At 73.3% G+C, this 15143-nt stretch carries 13 protein-coding genes; 6 read left to right on the top strand and 7 right to left on the bottom strand.

Annotated features, from left to right (window positions below; all coding sequences use genetic code 11):
* Positions 1–57 precede the first annotated feature (57 nt).
* The 6 genes from hemL (at position 58) to ccsB (ending at position 6138) form a co-directional block, all read left to right on the top strand.
* A complete protein-coding gene (gene hemL / locus ACFFBG_RS15775; protein WP_375480411.1) occupies positions 58–1407 on the top strand; it encodes a glutamate-1-semialdehyde 2,1-aminomutase in 1350 nt (449 codons plus the stop codon).
* Complete coding sequence (locus tag ACFFBG_RS15770; RefSeq protein WP_375480409.1) at positions 1404–2030, top strand: histidine phosphatase family protein; 627 nt, start codon at positions 1404–1406, stop codon at positions 2028–2030. The genes hemL and ACFFBG_RS15770 overlap by 4 nt, the downstream gene beginning before the upstream one ends.
* 100 nt (positions 2031–2130) lie before the next feature.
* Positions 2131–2718, top strand: a complete 588-nt coding sequence (locus ACFFBG_RS15765; RefSeq protein ID WP_375480407.1) for a TlpA family protein disulfide reductase — start codon at positions 2131–2133, stop codon at positions 2716–2718.
* Positions 2719–2720: 2 nt separating this feature from the next.
* Positions 2721–3488, top strand: coding sequence for a cytochrome c biogenesis CcdA family protein (locus ACFFBG_RS15760; protein ID WP_375480405.1), 768 nt, complete (start codon positions 2721–2723; stop codon positions 3486–3488).
* Positions 3489–3493: 5 nt separating this feature from the next.
* Positions 3494–5098 carry a cytochrome c biogenesis protein ResB gene (locus tag ACFFBG_RS15755; protein ID WP_375480403.1) on the top strand — a complete coding sequence of 535 codons (1605 nt, stop codon included), beginning with the start codon at positions 3494–3496 and terminating at the stop codon, positions 5096–5098.
* Between the two features lie 2 nt (positions 5099–5100).
* A complete protein-coding gene (ccsB, locus tag ACFFBG_RS15750; protein ID WP_375480401.1) occupies positions 5101–6138 on the top strand; it encodes a c-type cytochrome biogenesis protein CcsB in 1038 nt (345 codons plus the stop codon).
* Between the two features lie 87 nt (positions 6139–6225).
* Here ccsB and ACFFBG_RS15745 read toward each other — a convergent pair whose 3' ends face one another.
* The 7 genes from ACFFBG_RS15745 to ACFFBG_RS15715 all read right to left on the bottom strand — a co-directional run bounded on the left by ACFFBG_RS15745 (position 6226) and on the right by ACFFBG_RS15715 (position 15137).
* Positions 6226–8367, bottom strand: coding sequence for a glycosyltransferase family 39 protein (locus ACFFBG_RS15745; RefSeq protein WP_375480399.1), 2142 nt, complete (start codon positions 8365–8367; stop codon positions 6226–6228).
* Positions 8364–10499, bottom strand: a complete 2136-nt coding sequence (locus tag ACFFBG_RS15740; RefSeq protein ID WP_375480397.1) for an ArnT family glycosyltransferase — start codon at positions 10497–10499, stop codon at positions 8364–8366. The genes ACFFBG_RS15745 and ACFFBG_RS15740 overlap by 4 nt, the downstream gene beginning before the upstream one ends.
* The gene (locus tag ACFFBG_RS15735) at positions 10496–11728 is read right to left on the bottom strand and encodes a glycosyltransferase (protein ID WP_375480394.1); all 1233 of its coding nucleotides are present in this window, start codon (positions 11726–11728) and stop codon (positions 10496–10498) included. The genes ACFFBG_RS15740 and ACFFBG_RS15735 overlap by 4 nt, the downstream gene beginning before the upstream one ends.
* Positions 11729–11748: 20 nt before the next feature.
* On the bottom strand, positions 11749–11946 hold the full coding sequence (locus ACFFBG_RS15730; RefSeq protein WP_375480392.1) for a ferredoxin: 198 nt from the start codon (positions 11944–11946) through the stop codon (positions 11749–11751).
* The gene (locus ACFFBG_RS15725; RefSeq protein ID WP_375480390.1) at positions 11946–13226 is read right to left on the bottom strand and encodes an NADH-ubiquinone oxidoreductase-F iron-sulfur binding region domain-containing protein; all 1281 of its coding nucleotides are present in this window, start codon (positions 13224–13226) and stop codon (positions 11946–11948) included. The genes ACFFBG_RS15730 and ACFFBG_RS15725 overlap by 1 nt, the downstream gene beginning before the upstream one ends.
* A gap of 127 nt (positions 13227–13353) precedes the next feature.
* On the bottom strand, positions 13354–14019 hold the full coding sequence (locus tag ACFFBG_RS15720; protein WP_375480388.1) for a ferric reductase: 666 nt from the start codon (positions 14017–14019) through the stop codon (positions 13354–13356).
* Entirely contained in the window at positions 14016–15137 is a 1122-nt protein-coding gene (locus tag ACFFBG_RS15715) for an FAD:protein FMN transferase (protein WP_375480386.1), read from the bottom strand. The genes ACFFBG_RS15720 and ACFFBG_RS15715 overlap by 4 nt, the downstream gene beginning before the upstream one ends.
* Positions 15138–15143 lie beyond the last annotated feature (6 nt).

The following is a 15143-nucleotide window of genomic DNA, read 5'->3' as shown; positions in this document are numbered from 1 at the left end:
CGGTCCCAAGCCCGGCGAGGCGAGGACAAGTCGAAAGCGGTTGGCAGACTGGGCGATGTGTCCGAGTCGCCGCAGTCCGCCGCCCTGTTCGACCGCGCGCTCGCCGTCACGCCCGGCGGGGTGAACTCGCCGGTGCGCGCCTTTCGCGCGGTCGGCGGCACCCCGCGGTTCATGGTCGACGGCCGCGGGCCGCTGATCACCGACGCGGACGGCCGCGACTACGTCGACCTGGTGTCGTCGTGGGGGCCGATGATTCTCGGCCATGCGCATCCGGAGGTCGTCGCGGCGGTCCGGGCGGCGGCGACGCACGGGTTGTCCTTCGGCACGCCGACCGTCGGCGAGGTCGAGTTGGCGGAGGAGATCGTGCGCCGGATCGGGCCCGTCGAGCAGGTCCGGCTCGTCAACAGTGGGACCGAGGCGACGATGTCGGCCATTCGCCTCGCCCGCGGCGTCACCGGCCGGCACCGCGTCGTCAAGTTCGCCGGGTGCTACCACGGCCATGTCGACGCGCTGCTCGCCGCCGCGGGGTCGGGCGTCGTGACCCTGGGCCTGCCGGACACGCCGGGCGTCACCGGCGCGCAGACCGCCGAGACGATCGTGCTGCCCTACAACGACCTCGAGGCCGTCGGCGCGTGCTTCGCCGAGTTCGGCGCGGACATCGCCTGCCTGATCACCGAGGCGGCCGCCGGCAACATGGGCGCGGTGCCCCCGGACCCGGGCTTCAACGCGGGGCTGCGCGAGCTCACCGCCGCGCACGGCGCGTTGTTGATCATGGACGAGGTGATGACCGGCTTCCGCGTGTCAGCGACCGGCTGGTACGGCCTGGACCCGGTCGACGCGGACCTGTTCACCTTCGGCAAGGTGATGAGCGGCGGGCTGCCCGCGGCGGCGTTTGGCGGCCGTATCGACGTGATGTCGCGGCTGGCGCCGTCCGGGCCCGTCTACCAGGCGGGCACGCTGTCCGGGAACCCGGTGGCCGTCGCCGCGGGTCTCGCAACGCTGCGGCTCGCCGACGCCGCCGTGTACGAGCGGCTGGACGCGAACGCCCGGCGAGTGGGTGAGTTGGCGGGCGCGGCGTTGACGCAGGCGGGGGTCGTGCACCAGGTGCAGTACGCGGGCAACCTGGTGTCGGTGTTCTTCAGCGCCGATCCGGTGCGCGACTTCGACGGCGCGCGCGCCGCCCAGACCTACCGGTACAAGCCGTTCTTCCACGCGATGCTCGACGCCGGCGTCTATCTGCCGCCGTCGCCGTACGAGGCGTGGTTCGTCAACGCGGCGATGGACGAGCCTGCCTTCGAGCGCATCGTGAGCGCCCTGCCGACGGCGGCGAAGGCAGCCGCGTCTGCCCTGCCCGACCGACGTCGGTCCGGACGGCCGGAGCGGCCGTCTGGCAGCATGGCCAGGTGAGCACCGTCCATCTGTTGCGGCACGGCGAGGTGCACAACCCGGACGGCGTCCTCTACGGCCGGCTGCCAGGCTTTCGGCTCAGCGAGCTCGGCGAGCGGCAGGCGCAGGCGGCAGCCGACTGGCTGGCGGCCCGCGACGTCGCGCACCTCGTCGCCTCGCCGCTGGAGCGCGCCCAGCAGACCGCCGCGCCGTTGGCCGCGGCCACCGGGCTCGAGCTGCACACCGACGACCGGCTGATCGAGGCGGCCAGCAAGCTCGAGGGACGACCGGTGGCCGGCGGCAAGAACCTGTTGCGCGATCCCGGCAACTGGAAGTACTTCCTCAACCCGCTGCGCCCGTCCTGGGGCGAGCCCTACACGCAGATCGCCGAGCGGGTGCTCGCCGCGGCCCGCGCCGCCCGCGACGCCGCCGGCGGCCGTGAGGCAGTGTGCGTCACCCACCAGCTGCCGGTGGTCGCGGCGCGACGCAAGGCCGAGGGGCTCCGGCTCGCGCACGACCCGCGCAGTCGGCAGTGCGCGCTCGCGTCGGTCACGTCGCTGCACTTCGACGGTGACACGATCGTCGGAATCGGCTACGTCGAGCCGGCGGCGCGGCTGCCGAGCGGCCGCGGGACCGGGGCCTGAGCCGACGCCTGAGCCGACCCCGTGCGCCTGCTGTGTCGGGCCGAGCGGGGCCTGAGTCCGGCGCCGAGCCGACGAACGTCATAACGCACACTGGACGGCGATGAAACGCCTGCACGGCCTGCTTGCCGCCGCCCTGGTCTGCCTCGGGGTGTTGGCGCTGTCGGCGTGCACCGGCGGCAGCGACGCCGTCGACACCCAGCAGCAGACCAGCTATCAGTTCACCGGCGGGAACAAGCTCGGCGCGGTCACCCCGGCGGCCCAACGCGAGCCGGCCGGCCCCGCCAGTGGCACGCTGCTCGACGGTGCGAAATTCGGCCTGGCCGCGGCCAAGGGCAAGGTCGTGGTGCTCAACTTCTGGGCGTCCTGGTGCGGGCCATGCCAGACGGAGACCCCGCAGTTCGACCTGCTCTACCGCAAGATCAAGTCGCGCGGCGTGGACTTCGTCGGCATCGACACCAAGGATGACAAGTCCGCCGCCGAGGACTTCGTCACGACGAACAAGATCAGCTTCCCGATCGTCTTCGACCAGCCGGGCAAGGTGGCGCTGAAGCTCGGCAACATCCCGCAGCTGGCCCTGCCGTTCACCGTGCTGATCGACAAGCAGGGCAAGGTCGCGGCCGTCTACATCGTCCGGCTCGCCGACCGGGATCTGCAGACCGCGCTCGACAAGCTGCTCGCGGAACGCTGACCATGCCTCCCGCGCTGCCGCTCGCCGCCGGCGGCTTCGCCCACACCGTCACCGACGGTCCGCTGCTGGCCGCGGCCGGCGTCGCGGCGCTCGTCGGCGTGATCGGCTTTCTGTCGCCGTGCGTGTTGCCGCTGGTGCCGGGCTACCTGTCCTACGTCGCGGGGCTGTCCGGCGAGGCGGCGAAGCCGAGCCAGCGGCGGATGGTGGTCGGCGCGCTGCTCTTCGTCTGCGGCTTCACCGCGATCTTCGTGGTGCAGGGTCTCGCGTTCGGCGCGTTCGGCTCGACGATCCGCGCCCACACGGTGGTGATCGAGCGGGTCCTCGGCGGCGTGACGATCGTGATGGGCCTCGCCTTCCTCGGGGGGATCCCGTTCCTGCAGCGCGAGTGGCGGGTGCGCCGGCTGCCGAAGGCCGGACTGCTGGGCGCGCCGCTGCTCGGCGTCGTGTTCGGCCTCGCCTGGGCGCCATGCCTGACCCCGACGTTCGGCACCGTCAACGCGTTGGCCTACACGCAAGGCTCGGCCGGCCGCGGGGCATTCCTGCAGGCCTGCTACTGCCTCGGCCTCGGCATCCCCTTCGTGCTCGTCGCGCTCGGCTTCGGCTGGGTGGCCCGCGCGCTCGGTTTCGTCCGGCGGCACTTGCGCGCCGTCAGCATGGTCGGCGGCGGGCTGCTCATCGTCATCGGCGTGCTGCTCGTGACCGGCGAGTGGAACACGCTGATGGACACGCTGCGGGCGAAGGTCGGCGCCGCGTCCGGCTTCGAGGTGTGAGGCCGGTGCTGCGCGCGTTGCGGACGGTCTGGCGTCGGCTGACCAGCATGCGGACGGCGTTGATCTTGCTGTTCCTGCTGGCCGTCGCCGCGGTGCCCGGTTCGCTGCTGCCGCAGCGTCCGCTGAACCCGAGCAAGACCGACGCCTACATCTCCGCGCACGGCGGGTGGGGGCGCTTCCTCGACTCGATCGGCATGTTCGACGTGTTCGGGTCGGCCTGGTTCGCTGCGATCTACCTGCTGCTGTTCGTCTCGCTCGTCGGCTGCCTGATCCCGCGGATCCGGGTGCACGCCCGGGCGGTGGCGCGCACCCCGCTGCCCGCCCCGCGCAACCTGGACAAGCTGCCGGAGTCGGGCTCGTTCGAGACGTCGGCGCCGGCGGCCGACTACGCCCGAGCCGCCCGCGCGACCCTCGGCCGCAGGTGGCGGATCGCGCAACGGGAGGAGCCGTCCGGGGCGGTGACGCTATCGGCGGAGAAGGGCTACTCGCGCGAGACCGGCAACCTGATCTTCCACGTCGCGCTGCTCGCCGCGCTGGTGCTCATCGCGATCGGCCGGCTCTACACCTACGAGGGCCAGCGGGTGCTCAAGCAGGGCGACGGCTTCTGCGACACCGTCTCGCAGTACGACGCGTGGAAGCCGGGGCGGTTCGCCGCCGAGGGCAGGGTGGCGCCCGCGCCGTTCTGCATCGACGACCTGACGAAGTTCACCGCCACCTATACGGCGTCCGGCGAGCCGAGTGAGTTCCGCGCCGACGTCGTGTACCAACCCTCGGTCGACGGCCCGACGAAGCGCGCCTCGATCAGCGTCAACCACCCGCTGCGCATCGAGGGCGACCGGGTCTATCTGATCTCGCACGGTTTCGCGCCGCAGGTGACCGTCCGGATGCCGGACGGCACGACGCAGACGCGCACCGAAGCGTTCATCCCGACCGACGCGTCGACGCTCTACTCCGAGGGCGCTTTCAAGCTGCCCGGGCCGGCCGGGGCGAAGCAGGACATCGGCATCAGCGGCTTCTTCGCGCCGACGCCGGTCACCGGGGCCGACGGAGTGGTCCGGTCGGCCTCGCCGCAGGTCAACGACCCCGCGCTCGGGATGTTCGTCTACGAAGGGGACCTCAACGGTGGGTCGGGGCAGCAGAGCGTGTATTCGCTGGCGCACTCGAAAATGAAGCAGATCGGCACGCTGACGTTGAAGGAGAAGCAGACCGCGACGCTGAAGAACGGCGTTCAGGTGACCTTCGACGGCTGGCTCCCCTGGGCCAGCCTGCAGGTCTCGCACGACCCCGCGCAGGGCTACCTGCTGATCGCCGCGCTGGCCATGGTGGTGGGCCTGATCGGCTCACTCGGCGTGCGGCGACGTCGGCTGTGGTTGCGCATAGTCCCGGGCGGCGCGGGCGGGACCGGATCGCCTACCGTGGTGCACGTCGGCGGCCTGGCCCGCAGCGACTCCGGGAACTTCACGGCGGAGTTCGAGCAGGTGCTGTCCCGCCTGCGGTCGGCCGCGCCGGCGCACGAGGATCAGCAAGACGGGGACGACGGGGGCGGGGACGTGGACGGGCCGACGGCGCAGCGCGCGCCGAGCGAGACGATCGGCGCAGGAAGGGACTGACTGTGGCTGGCATCAGCGGATCGATGGCCCACGTCTCGGACGGGCTGTTCACCACCGCGATCGCGGTCTACGCGCTCGCGATGATCGGCTACACCGCCGAGTTCGCGTTCAGCCGGGTGGGCCGCAAGCTCGACGCGTCGGCGGCCCCCGCGCGCGAGCTGGTGGGCGCTGGTGGCCCGCCGGTGGTCTCCGCGCCCGCCCGGCCCGCGGTCCCGGCCGGCTCGACGGTGTTGGCCGGCTCGGCGGGCGGCGGGCGGCGCGGCAAGGCCGACCGGATCGGGCGCTGGTCGGTGCTTGTGACCGTCCTCGGCGCGCTGTTCCACACGGCCTCGATCGCGGTGCGCGCGATCGCGGTGGACGCGGTGCCGTGGTCGAACATGTACGAGTTCGCCTCGGTCGCCGGCTTGATCGGCGTCGCGGCGTTCCTGGCCGTCCTCTGGCGGTTGCCGCAGCTGCGCTTCCTCGGCGCCTTCGTGCTGCTGCCGGTCGTGCTGATGATGTTCCTCGCCGGGACGGTGCTGTACTCCCAGGCCCAGCCGCTCGTCCCCGCGCTGCAGTCGTACTGGCTGGCCATCCATGTGACGCTCGTGTCGATCGCCGAGGGCGCGCTGATGACGAGCGCCGTGCTGACCGTGCTGTACCTGGCGAAGTCGCGGCACGACCGGCGCAGCACCTTGCCGGACTACCAGCCGGGGACGATCGGGACGCTCGCGGCGAAGCTGCCCTCGGCCGCCGCGTTGGACAAGGCCGCGTACCGCATCGTCGCGTTCTCCTTCCCGCTGTACACCGTCGCGATCATCTGCGGCGCCATCTGGGCCGAGGCCGCCTGGGGCCGCTACTGGGGTTGGGACCCGAAGGAGACGTGGGCGTTCATCGTCTGGGTCGTCTACGCCTGCTACCTGCACGCCCGGGCCACCGCCGGCTGGCGCGGCCGGGCCGCCGCGTGGATCAACCTCACCGGCTTCGGCGCCATCACGTTCAACTTCCTGGTCGTCAACATCGTGGTGTCCGGCCTGCACAGCTACGCCGGCCTCAGCTGACCCGGCCGTTTTCGCGGGCCAGCCCGTCAGCATGATCTCGGCGGGAGCGTGCGGATTGGCACGCTCCGGCCGAGATCATCGGCGAGTTCAGCCGGTTGCCGTCAGGTCGTAGACGGTGCTGCCGCCGACGGTCGAGGCGGTGTACGTCCTCGCCACCCACTGCTGGATCGCGTAGGCCGTCGAGGTGTTCGCCGCCGTCGAGCCGATGAACCCCTGCTGGTCGGCGATGTAGTAGTGCACCTTGCCGGCCTGGACCAGCTGCTGGAACGCCGCGAGCGTGATGGCGTGGTCGGTGCCGTTGTAGCCGCCCAGCGACATCACCGCCTGGCCGGACGCGAGCTCGAGCGAGGCAGCCTCGTTGTCGCTCGTCGTGGCGGCCACCCAGGTGTACGCGCTCGCGTTCTTCTGCAGCGCAGTGGTCAGCGTGCTGCTGACCGTGGCCGCGCCGCCGAGGCCGCCCATGCCGCCGCCGAAGCCGCCGCGTCCAGCCGTGCCGCCGCCCGGGAACCCGCCGATGGTTCCAGTGGTGCCGCCGGTGGCGCCGGTCGTCCCGGCGCCTGGGAAGCCGCCGGTGGTTCCGGTGGTGCCGCCGGTGGTGCCGTTCGCCGTCCCGGCGGCGGCGGCGCCGGGGAATCCGCCGGCGCCGGGGAATCCGCCGGTACCGCCGCCGGGCCGAGCGCCGCCGCCAAAGCCGCCGCGACCGCCGAACCCGCCGCGTCCGGCGCCGGTGGTCGACGCGGGGCCCGCGGTCGGCAGCGCGCCGGTGTGCGCCGTCGACGCCGTCTGCAGCGCGTACGCGGTCGGCGCCACGAGCAGCGTCAGCGCGATCACCGCCGCGACGAGATAGCCCTTGAGCCGGGAACCGAACAGCACCGCGGCGATCGCGACCGCGCCTGCCGCCAGCACGATCCAGCGCAGTTCTGGGTGCCAGGACGCCCGGCCCAGCAGCTCGTAACTCCACCATGCGGCGGCCGCCAGCAACGCGACCAGGCCCCACTTGCCGAGAGATGTGGCGCGCGTGCGCCACATCTCGACGACGCCGATGCCGATCAACGCGGCGATCGCCGGCGCCAGCGCCACCGTGTAGTACGGATGGATGATGCCGCTGGCGAAGCTGAGCACCACGCCGGTGACGAGCAGCCACCCGCCCCACACGATCAGGCTCGCCCGGAGCGGATCGGTCCGCGGCCGGCGTGCTGTCTGCCACGCGACGACGGCGAGCGCGACCAGCGCCGCCGGCAGCAGCCAGCTGATCTGGGTGCCCATGTCGGCGCCGAACAGCCGCGTCAATCCGGTCTCGCCAGAGGAGAAGCCGCCGCCGGCGTTGCCGCCCACGCTGCCGTTGTTGCTCGAACCGGTCAGCCGGCCCACCCCGTTGTAGCCGAACACCAGCTCGAGCACGCTGTTGTCCGTTGACCCGCCGATGTACGGGCGCGACCCGGCCGGCCACAGCTCGACGAGCGCGATCCACCAACCGGCCGCGACGATCATCGCGACGCCCGCGGCCAGCGTGTGCAGCATGCGCTTGCGGAGGGTCGTCGGCGCCGCGATCAGATACGCGATTGCGAACGCCGGCACCACCAGCAGCCCCTGCAGCATCTTCGTCAGGAACGCGAAGCCGACCAGCACGCCCACGAGCATCAGCCAACGGGCCTGAGCAGCCTCGATCGCCCGCACCGTGGCGTAGGCCGCCGCCGTCATCAGCAGCACCAGCAAGGCGTCCGGGTTGTTGAAGCGGAACATCAGCGCCGCGATCGGCGTCGTCGCGAGCGCGGCGCCGGCAAGCAGACCGGCGTTCGCCCCGGCCACCCGCTTGACCGCGGCGTACAGCACCGCGACCGCCGCGACACCCTCGAGCGCCTGTGGCACGAGGACGGACCAGGAGTTCACGCCGAAGATCTTCACCGAGATGTCCATGACCCAGAGCGAGGCCGGCGGTTTGTCGACGGTGATGAAGTTCGACTGGTCGAGCGAGCCGAACAGGAACGCCGTCCAGCTCTTGCTGCCGGCCTGTGCGGCGGCCGCGTAGAACTGGTTCGCCCAGCCGGACTTCGACAACCCGACGAGGTAGAGCAGCGCGGTGCCGAGCAGCAGGAGGCCGAACGGGACGCGCTCGCGCCACCTGCTCCCGGTTAGCGGTGCGGTGTCCGTCGAGTGGCGCGAAATGTCGTGCCACTCAGTCGATTCCGCACCACTCACCGAGGCGGGCCGGACAGAGGTGCTGGTCATGACGCCTTCGCTTTCGTCAGGTCGTAGACGGTCGAGCCGCCGATGGTGGTGGCGGTGTAGTGCGCCTCGACCCAGGACGTGATCGCGCTGCCGGCGCCGCCGCCGCGACCGCCGCCGCCGAAACCACCGCCGACACCGCCGCCGGAGGCGATGAAGTAGCGGACCTGCCCGGCCTGGACGTATTGCTCGAATTGCGCGAGCGTCGGCGCGTTGTCGCTGCCGGTGAACCCGCCGATCGCCATGACGGCCGTGCCACTGGCCAGTTCGAGCGGCCCGGCGCTCTGCGAACCGATGGTCGCCGCCGCCCACTTCGTCGTGGTGCTCTTCAACGCCGCGATGAGTGCCGAGCTGGTGCTGGCGCCGAGCCCGCCACCTCCGGTCGCGCCGCCGGTCGCGTCGCCGGTCGCGTCGCCGCCGGTCGCGCCGCCGCCCTGGGTGGACGTGCCGCCCGGCGCCGTGCCGGTCCCACCCTGGGTCGTGCCGCCAGGGAGGGCGCCGCCTTGCGAAGGCGCGCCGGGGAATCCGCCGGCGCCGTTGCCGGCGCCCGGGAACCCGCCGGCCGGGAACCCGGCCGGGAAGCCGGCCGGCAGCTCGCCGCCGCCGAACCCGCCACGGCCGCGGCCTGCGCCAAACCCGCCGCGGCCGCCGAACCCGGCGCCGGCGACAGCCGGACCGGCGGTCGGCGTCGAGCCGGTGTGCGGCGTCGTCGTGGTGTCGAGCGCGTACGCCGCCGATGCGCCGCCGGCGACGACCAGCCCGACGCTCAGCGCCGTCATCGTCAGCCCGCGCCGAATCGCGGCAGGAGGCGCGAGCAGCAGCGCCGCCCCCGCGATGCCGGCGATGAGCAACAGGTAACTCAGCCACCCGTAGAACGACGGCGTGCGGTGCAGCAACGTGTAGCCCCACCCGCCGGTGACGAGCGTGCCCGCGGCGAGCGCCACCCTGGCCGGCGCGTCGGCCCGCCGCCGCCACAGCGTCACCGCGCCGATGCCGACGAGCGCCGCGATCGCCGGCGCCAACTCGACGGTGTAGTAGGTGTGGATGACGCCGCCGGCGAAGCTGAGCACGGCCCCGGTGACCAGCAGCCAGCCGGCCCAGATGATCACCGCGGCCCGGGTTCGATCGGTCAGCGCCGCCCGTCGGGTCACCACGGCCAGCGCGACGATCGCGATCAGCGCGGCCGGGATCAGCCAGGCGATCTGGCCGCCGTTGTCGGAGTTGAACAGCCTGCCGATGCCGGTGGCGCCGTCGAAGCCACCGCCGGCGCCGCCCGGGCCGCCGCCGCTGGAGCCGGACAGCCGGGAAAGCCCGTTGTAGCCGAACGCCAGGCCGAGCGGCGAGTTGTCGCCTGAGCCGCCGATGTAGGGCCGGTCGGCGGCCGGCGTGAGCTGCACGGCGAGCACCCACCAGCCGGCGCCGACGACGATGCCGGCCACCGCGGCGAGCAGCTGCGCCGCCTTGCGCCGCCAACTCGCCGGGGCCGCGACGAGGTAGGCGATTCCCAGCGCCGGGACGACGGTGAACGGCTGCAGGCCCTTCGCCAGGAACGAGAGGCCGACGACCAGGCCCGCGAACACCAGCCACTTCGTCGACGCGACCTCGATCGCGCGGGTGGTGCAGTAGGCGGCCGCCACGATGAGCAGCACCATCAGCGCGTCCGGGTTGTTGAACCGGAACATCAGCACCGCGACCGGCGTGATCGCGAGCAGGCCGCCGGCGAGGATGCCGGCCCAGTGCCCGAACCAGCGCTTGACCGTCGCGTGCAGCAGCCAGACGGCGAGCACGCCCTCGATCGCCTGCGGCGCGAGCATCGACCACGAGTTGAAGCCGAAGAGCCGGCCGGACAGCTCCATCGGCCACAGGGCGGCCGGCGGCTTGTCGACGGTGATCAGGTTGGCCGAGTCGAACGAGCCGAAGAAGAACGCCTTCCAGCTCTTCGTCCCGGCCTGCACGGCGGCTGCGTAGAAGTCGTTGGCGTAGCCGGACGCGCCGAGGTTCCACAGGTACAGCAGCGCGGTGACCCCGAGCAGCCCGAACAGCGAGCCGCGCTCGCGCAGCACGCGATGATCTCGGCTGGGCCGTGCGTTCTCGTCAGGTGCGGCCGAGATCATCGGCTCAGATAGGGCGGTCATTTGGCGGTCTCCATCCGACGACGTCCGAACACCCATTGGCGGAACAGGACGAACCGCAACAGGGTGGCGAGCAGGTTTGCCACGACGAGCACTGCGACTTCGAGCGCGCGGGCGGGGTGCGGGGTCGTCGCGCCGAGCAGCCACAGCGAACCGCTCGTCAGCGCGAGGCCGAGGCCGAACACGACCAGCCCTTGCAGCTGATGCCGGGCGACGCCGCCGCCGCGCACGCCGAAGGTGAACCGGCGGTTCGCCGTGGTGTTGGCGACCGCCGTGATCAGCAGCGCGAGCAAGTTTGCGCCCTGCGCGCCGGTCGACGGGCGCAACACGACGAACAGCAGCAGGTAGGCGAGCGTGCTCAGCACGCCGATCGCGGCGAAGCGCAGGGCCTGTCCGGCGAGCCGGCGGGGAACGCCGGGCACCGCGACCTCGTCGCGGCCGACGGCGGTGCGCAGCTCGCGCAGCGGCAGGTCGCCGCGGGCCAACGCGCGGCCAAGCCGGGCTACGCCGCGCAGATCCGCGAGCGCGGTGGCCCGGATGTCGACGCGGCTGTCCGGGTCGTCCACCCAGTCCACCGGCACTTCGGCGATCCGCATGCCGCTGCGCTCGGCGAGCACCAGCAGCTCGGTGTCGAAGAACCACGCAGTGTCGCGCACGTGCGGCAACAGCACCCGCGCGGCCTCGGTGCGCATGGCCTTGAAGCCGCACTGCGCGTCGGAGAAGCCGGCCCGCAGCGTCGTGCGCAGCAGCAGGTTGTAGGAGCGGGAGATGAGCTCGCGCTTCGGTCCGCGCACCACCCGCGACGAGCGGGACAGCCGTGACCCGATCGCGACGTCGCTGTGCCCGGACATCAGCGGCGCGACCAGGGGCAGCAGCGCCGCGAGGTCGGTGGACAGGTCGACGTCCATGTAGGCGACGACCCGCGCCTGCGAGGACGCCCAGACCTGCTGCAGCGCGCGACCGCGGCCCTTGGCGTCGAGATGCACCGCGCGCACGCCGTCGAACTCGGCGGCCAGCCGCTGCGCGGCCGACCAGGTGCGGTCGGTGCTCGCGTTGTCGGCGATCGTGACGATCGACTCGAACGGGAAATCGCGCGCGAGATAGGCATGCAGGCGACGGATGCTCGGCTCGAGATCGCGTTCCTCGTTGTAGACGGGGACGACGATCTCGACGTCGACAATTCCGTCTACAGCGGCGGTCGGTGGCGAGCTTCGCTCGGCGAGCGCTGTCATCGGTGTTCCTTTCACGCGGTTCACTGGCTGGTCGTGGACAGGGCGAGGGCGGGGCACGCCGCGATGGCGCGGCGGACGTCGGCGGGCGTGTCGTCGCCGACCTCGGAGTGGTGGACGACGGGGAAGCCCCACTCGTCGAGGCCGATGCGATCGACGAGCAGCGCGGCGCACAGGCCGTGGCCGTCGCAACGAGTCCAGTCGACGCGCAGCACGCTCATCACGCGGCGCCGATCGGCAGCCGGCCGAGCACCGGCCGGCCGCAGCCGCCGCTCTCGAGATGCCGGTCGATCTCGTCGTGCAGCAGATGCACGCCGGAGGTGACGAACCGGGCCGCGCCGTCCGGGTGCGCGCACGCGCCGCGGCCGGTGACGGCGCGCGCGTGGTCGAGCGCCGCCTCGACCGTTGACAGCTGCCGTCCCGGCCGGCCGCCGGGGGCGGGCTGGCCGGCGGCGAGCGCGGCGACGTCGGCGGCCAGCGCGGGGAGGCCGAACCGGCACGGGCCACATTGCCGGGCCGACTCGCCGGCGAGCCAGCCGGCGACCCGGGCGAGCTCGCCGAGCGCGCACGTGCCGTGGTCGACGACGAGCAGCACGCCCGCGCCGAGCGTCCCGCCGGCGCTGCGCAACCCCGCGCGGGACAACCGGATCTCCGGAATCGGCGCGCACCATGCGCCGTGGTAGCCGCCGACGACGACGGCCTGTGGCCGCTCGACGACCCCCGCCGCGGCGAGCACGATGCCCAGCGGCGTGCCGGTCGGCAGCTCGACCACGCCGGCCCTGTCGACGGCCCCGCCGACGGTCAGCAGCGTGGTCCCCGGCTCGTCGAGGGCGCCGGTGTCCGTGTAGCGGTGCGGGCCGACACGCAGCAGCACGGCGAGTTGGGCGAAGGTCTCGGCGTTCGACAGCACCGTGCCGGAGTCGGTCGGCGGTGTGCGCCGGCCGGGCGGCAGCGCCGGGCCGCCGTCGAGCGCGCGGACGAGCGCGCGAGCCTCGCCCGCGACGAATCCGCCCGGCGTCACGCGGACGCTCAGCCGGGCGGCGTCCGCGCGCTCGGCGCCCGCGGCGCGGACGGCGGCCGCGGTCGTCTCGTCGTGCAGCGCGACGACGACCTCGCGGGCGCCGATCGCGGCGGCAGTGGCAAGCGCGCCGTCCAGCACGAGGTGCGGCGTGCGGCGCAGCAGCACGCGGTCCTTGCGGCTGGCGGGCTCGCTCTCGGCGCCGTTGACGACGACCCGGCGCCGGTGCGGCGCGAGCGCGCGCAGCTTCGCGGCGAACGGGAAGCCGGCGCCGCCGCGGCCGGGCAGCCCGCCGACGGCGTCGAGCACGGCCAGCAGTCGGTCGAACTCGACGGCCGGCAACGGGCCGTGCGTGCCGAGGTGCTCGCGCAGGTCGAGGCGGTCGGCTGTGTCCAGGCCAGCGAGCAGGCGCGGCGCGCCGATCGTCCAGGTCCGGGTGTCCAGCGGCGGTGTCTCCCGCGGACGGCGCAGCACGGCGGTCATACGCCCTCCTCCGTCGGGCGATGACGGCGTGCTGGCCACATTGATGACCTCGCAAGCTCGGTCATCCTGCCCTCCTCCGTCGGGCGATGACGGCGTGCTGGCCACATTGATGACCTCGCAAGCTCGGTCATCGGTGCGCTCTGCTCAACAGGGGGACGGTGGGCTCGGGCTGCGCGGCGGCGACTGGCGGGCGGGCGCCGAATCGATCGGCTGCCGGGTCGGCGAATCGGTCGGCCCCGCGCGGCGCCAGCGTCAGCAGCCGGATGCCAGCGGCGCCGAGCACCGCTGAGAGGCAGACGACGTAGAGCAGGCGCACCCAGCCGGTCGAGCTGTCGGTGCCCGAGTTGAGGCCGTGCAGCATCGCCGCGGCCCAGCCGGCGTAGGCGAGGCAGTGCAGCGCGCGCCACGAGCGCGCGGCGCGCGGGGATGACGCCATCCGGCCGCGCGCCATGCCGACGCCGGCGACGAGCAGGAACGTGTAGACGGCCAGCGTCCCGACGCCGACCCACACCGGGCGATAAGCCGAGGTGAACGGGATCAGCGCGCCGCGCCAGCCGACGTGGGCGTAGGAGTCGGCGAGGATCGCGGTCACATGCAGCGTCAGCGCGGCGAGGCCGAGCGCGGCGACGGTGCGGTGCACGTGCTGGGCGACGTAGCGCCGCCCGATGCTGCGCAGGTCGCTCACCTGGCCGGTGGCGGCGCGACGGCTGACGAGTGCGCCGATACACGTCGAGATGGTCAACAGCGTCAGCGCGGACAGGCCGGCGCCGCGGGCGGTGATCCAGACGTTCACGACGGCGCTCCGGCCAGGATCACGTTTTCCGGTGTGGGGGACGTTGCGCGGGTCGCGCCGTGGCCCTGTCGCCGGAAAACTTGATCGAATTCAGGGGTGGCGTCGGGATCGGTCGGCGCGCGGGTGTCTGCGGCGGGCGCGGTGCTGGTATCGGTGGGGCGCGGCCAGCCGGCGGTGGTCGTCACCGAACCGTCCTGGGCGACGAGCCGGGCCGCGAAGCCGCGCTGGGTCAGCCAGGCGAGCGCGTCCGCGCCGAGCACCAGCGCGGCGGTGCTCGCCATGTTCGCCTCGAGCCCGGTGGCCGCCCAGACCGAGGCGGTCCGCCAGGGACCGTCGGTCGGCTGGCCGCTCCGCGGGTCGATGACGTGGTGCCTGCGTTGCCCGTCACGCTGCCAGGTGCGCAGCGTCGTCGTGGAGGTGGCCACGCCGCCGTGCCGCACGGTCACCACCTGGCCGGGGCCGCCGGCGCGCTCGGCGACCCGGACCCGCCAGCCGTCGCCTGCCGGGCCGGCGACGGCGAGGTCGCCGCCCAGCTCCACGAGCACGCCAGTGCCGTACCGATCGGCGAAAGTGCGGGCCGCGAGGTCGGCCGTCCAAGCCTTCGCGGTGGCGCCGAGGTCGAGCTCGACCCCGCGCGGCACGGTGAGCAGGCCGGCCCGTCGGTCTAGCCGAATCCGGCTCCAGCGATGACCCGGCCGCGCCTCGCCTGCCGCTCGGTCGTTGGTTGGGACGGATGGCGGGGCACCGGCCAGCGCCGCGGCGCTGTCGACGGCGCTGGTGGGCGAGACATCGCTCGCGCGCAGCAGGGCGATGTCGCGGTCGTAGCCGAGTTCGCGCAGGGTCTGGCCGAGCGTCGGGTCGACCGCGCCGTCCGTCGCCGCGGCGGCGCCGAGCGCCGCGTCCACCAGCTCGACCAGCAGCCGGGACACCGGCGTCGGCAGGCCGGCTCGCGCGTTCGCCCCGCTCAGCTCCGAGTCCGGCCGGAACCGGCTCGCCGCTTTGTCGACGCGATCGAGCAGCGCCACGAGGTCCTCGTGCGCCGGCCGCAACGCGCGATCGTCGGCGACGACGAGGCGCATCGTGCAGCTCCAGGCCGAACCCGTCCAGGTGGCGCTCATGAGCCG

The organism is uncultured Jatrophihabitans sp. (assembly GCF_964251945.1).
GTDB lineage: Bacteria > Actinomycetota > Actinomycetes > Mycobacteriales > Jatrophihabitantaceae > Jatrophihabitans.
Note: the sequence above shows the minus strand (reverse complement) of the source record. Positions and strands in the feature narration are given on the sequence as shown.

Bases quoted from the DNA above. Each gene is read 5' to 3' on its own strand.
- ACFFBG_RS15725 (WP_375480390.1), bottom strand. From the start codon at position 13,226: ATGACCGCCGTGCTGCGCCGTCCGCGGGAGACACCGCCGCTGGACACC.
- ACFFBG_RS15730 (WP_375480392.1), bottom strand. From the start codon at position 11,946: ATGAGCGTGCTGCGCGTCGACTGGACTCGTTGCGACGGCCACGGCCTG.
- ACFFBG_RS15760 (WP_375480405.1), top strand. From the start codon at position 2,721: ATGCCTCCCGCGCTGCCGCTCGCCGCCGGCGGCTTCGCCCACACCGTC.
- ACFFBG_RS15740 (WP_375480397.1), bottom strand. From the start codon at position 10,499: ATGACCGCCCTATCTGAGCCGATGATCTCGGCCGCACCTGACGAGAAC.
- ACFFBG_RS15765 (WP_375480407.1), top strand. From the start codon at position 2,131: ATGAAACGCCTGCACGGCCTGCTTGCCGCCGCCCTGGTCTGCCTCGGG.
- ACFFBG_RS15735 (WP_375480394.1), bottom strand. From the start codon at position 11,728: ATGACAGCGCTCGCCGAGCGAAGCTCGCCACCGACCGCCGCTGTAGAC.
- ACFFBG_RS15715 (WP_375480386.1), bottom strand. From the start codon at position 15,137: ATGAGCGCCACCTGGACGGGTTCGGCCTGGAGCTGCACGATGCGCCTC.
- ACFFBG_RS15745 (WP_375480399.1), bottom strand. From the start codon at position 8,367: ATGACCAGCACCTCTGTCCGGCCCGCCTCGGTGAGTGGTGCGGAATCG.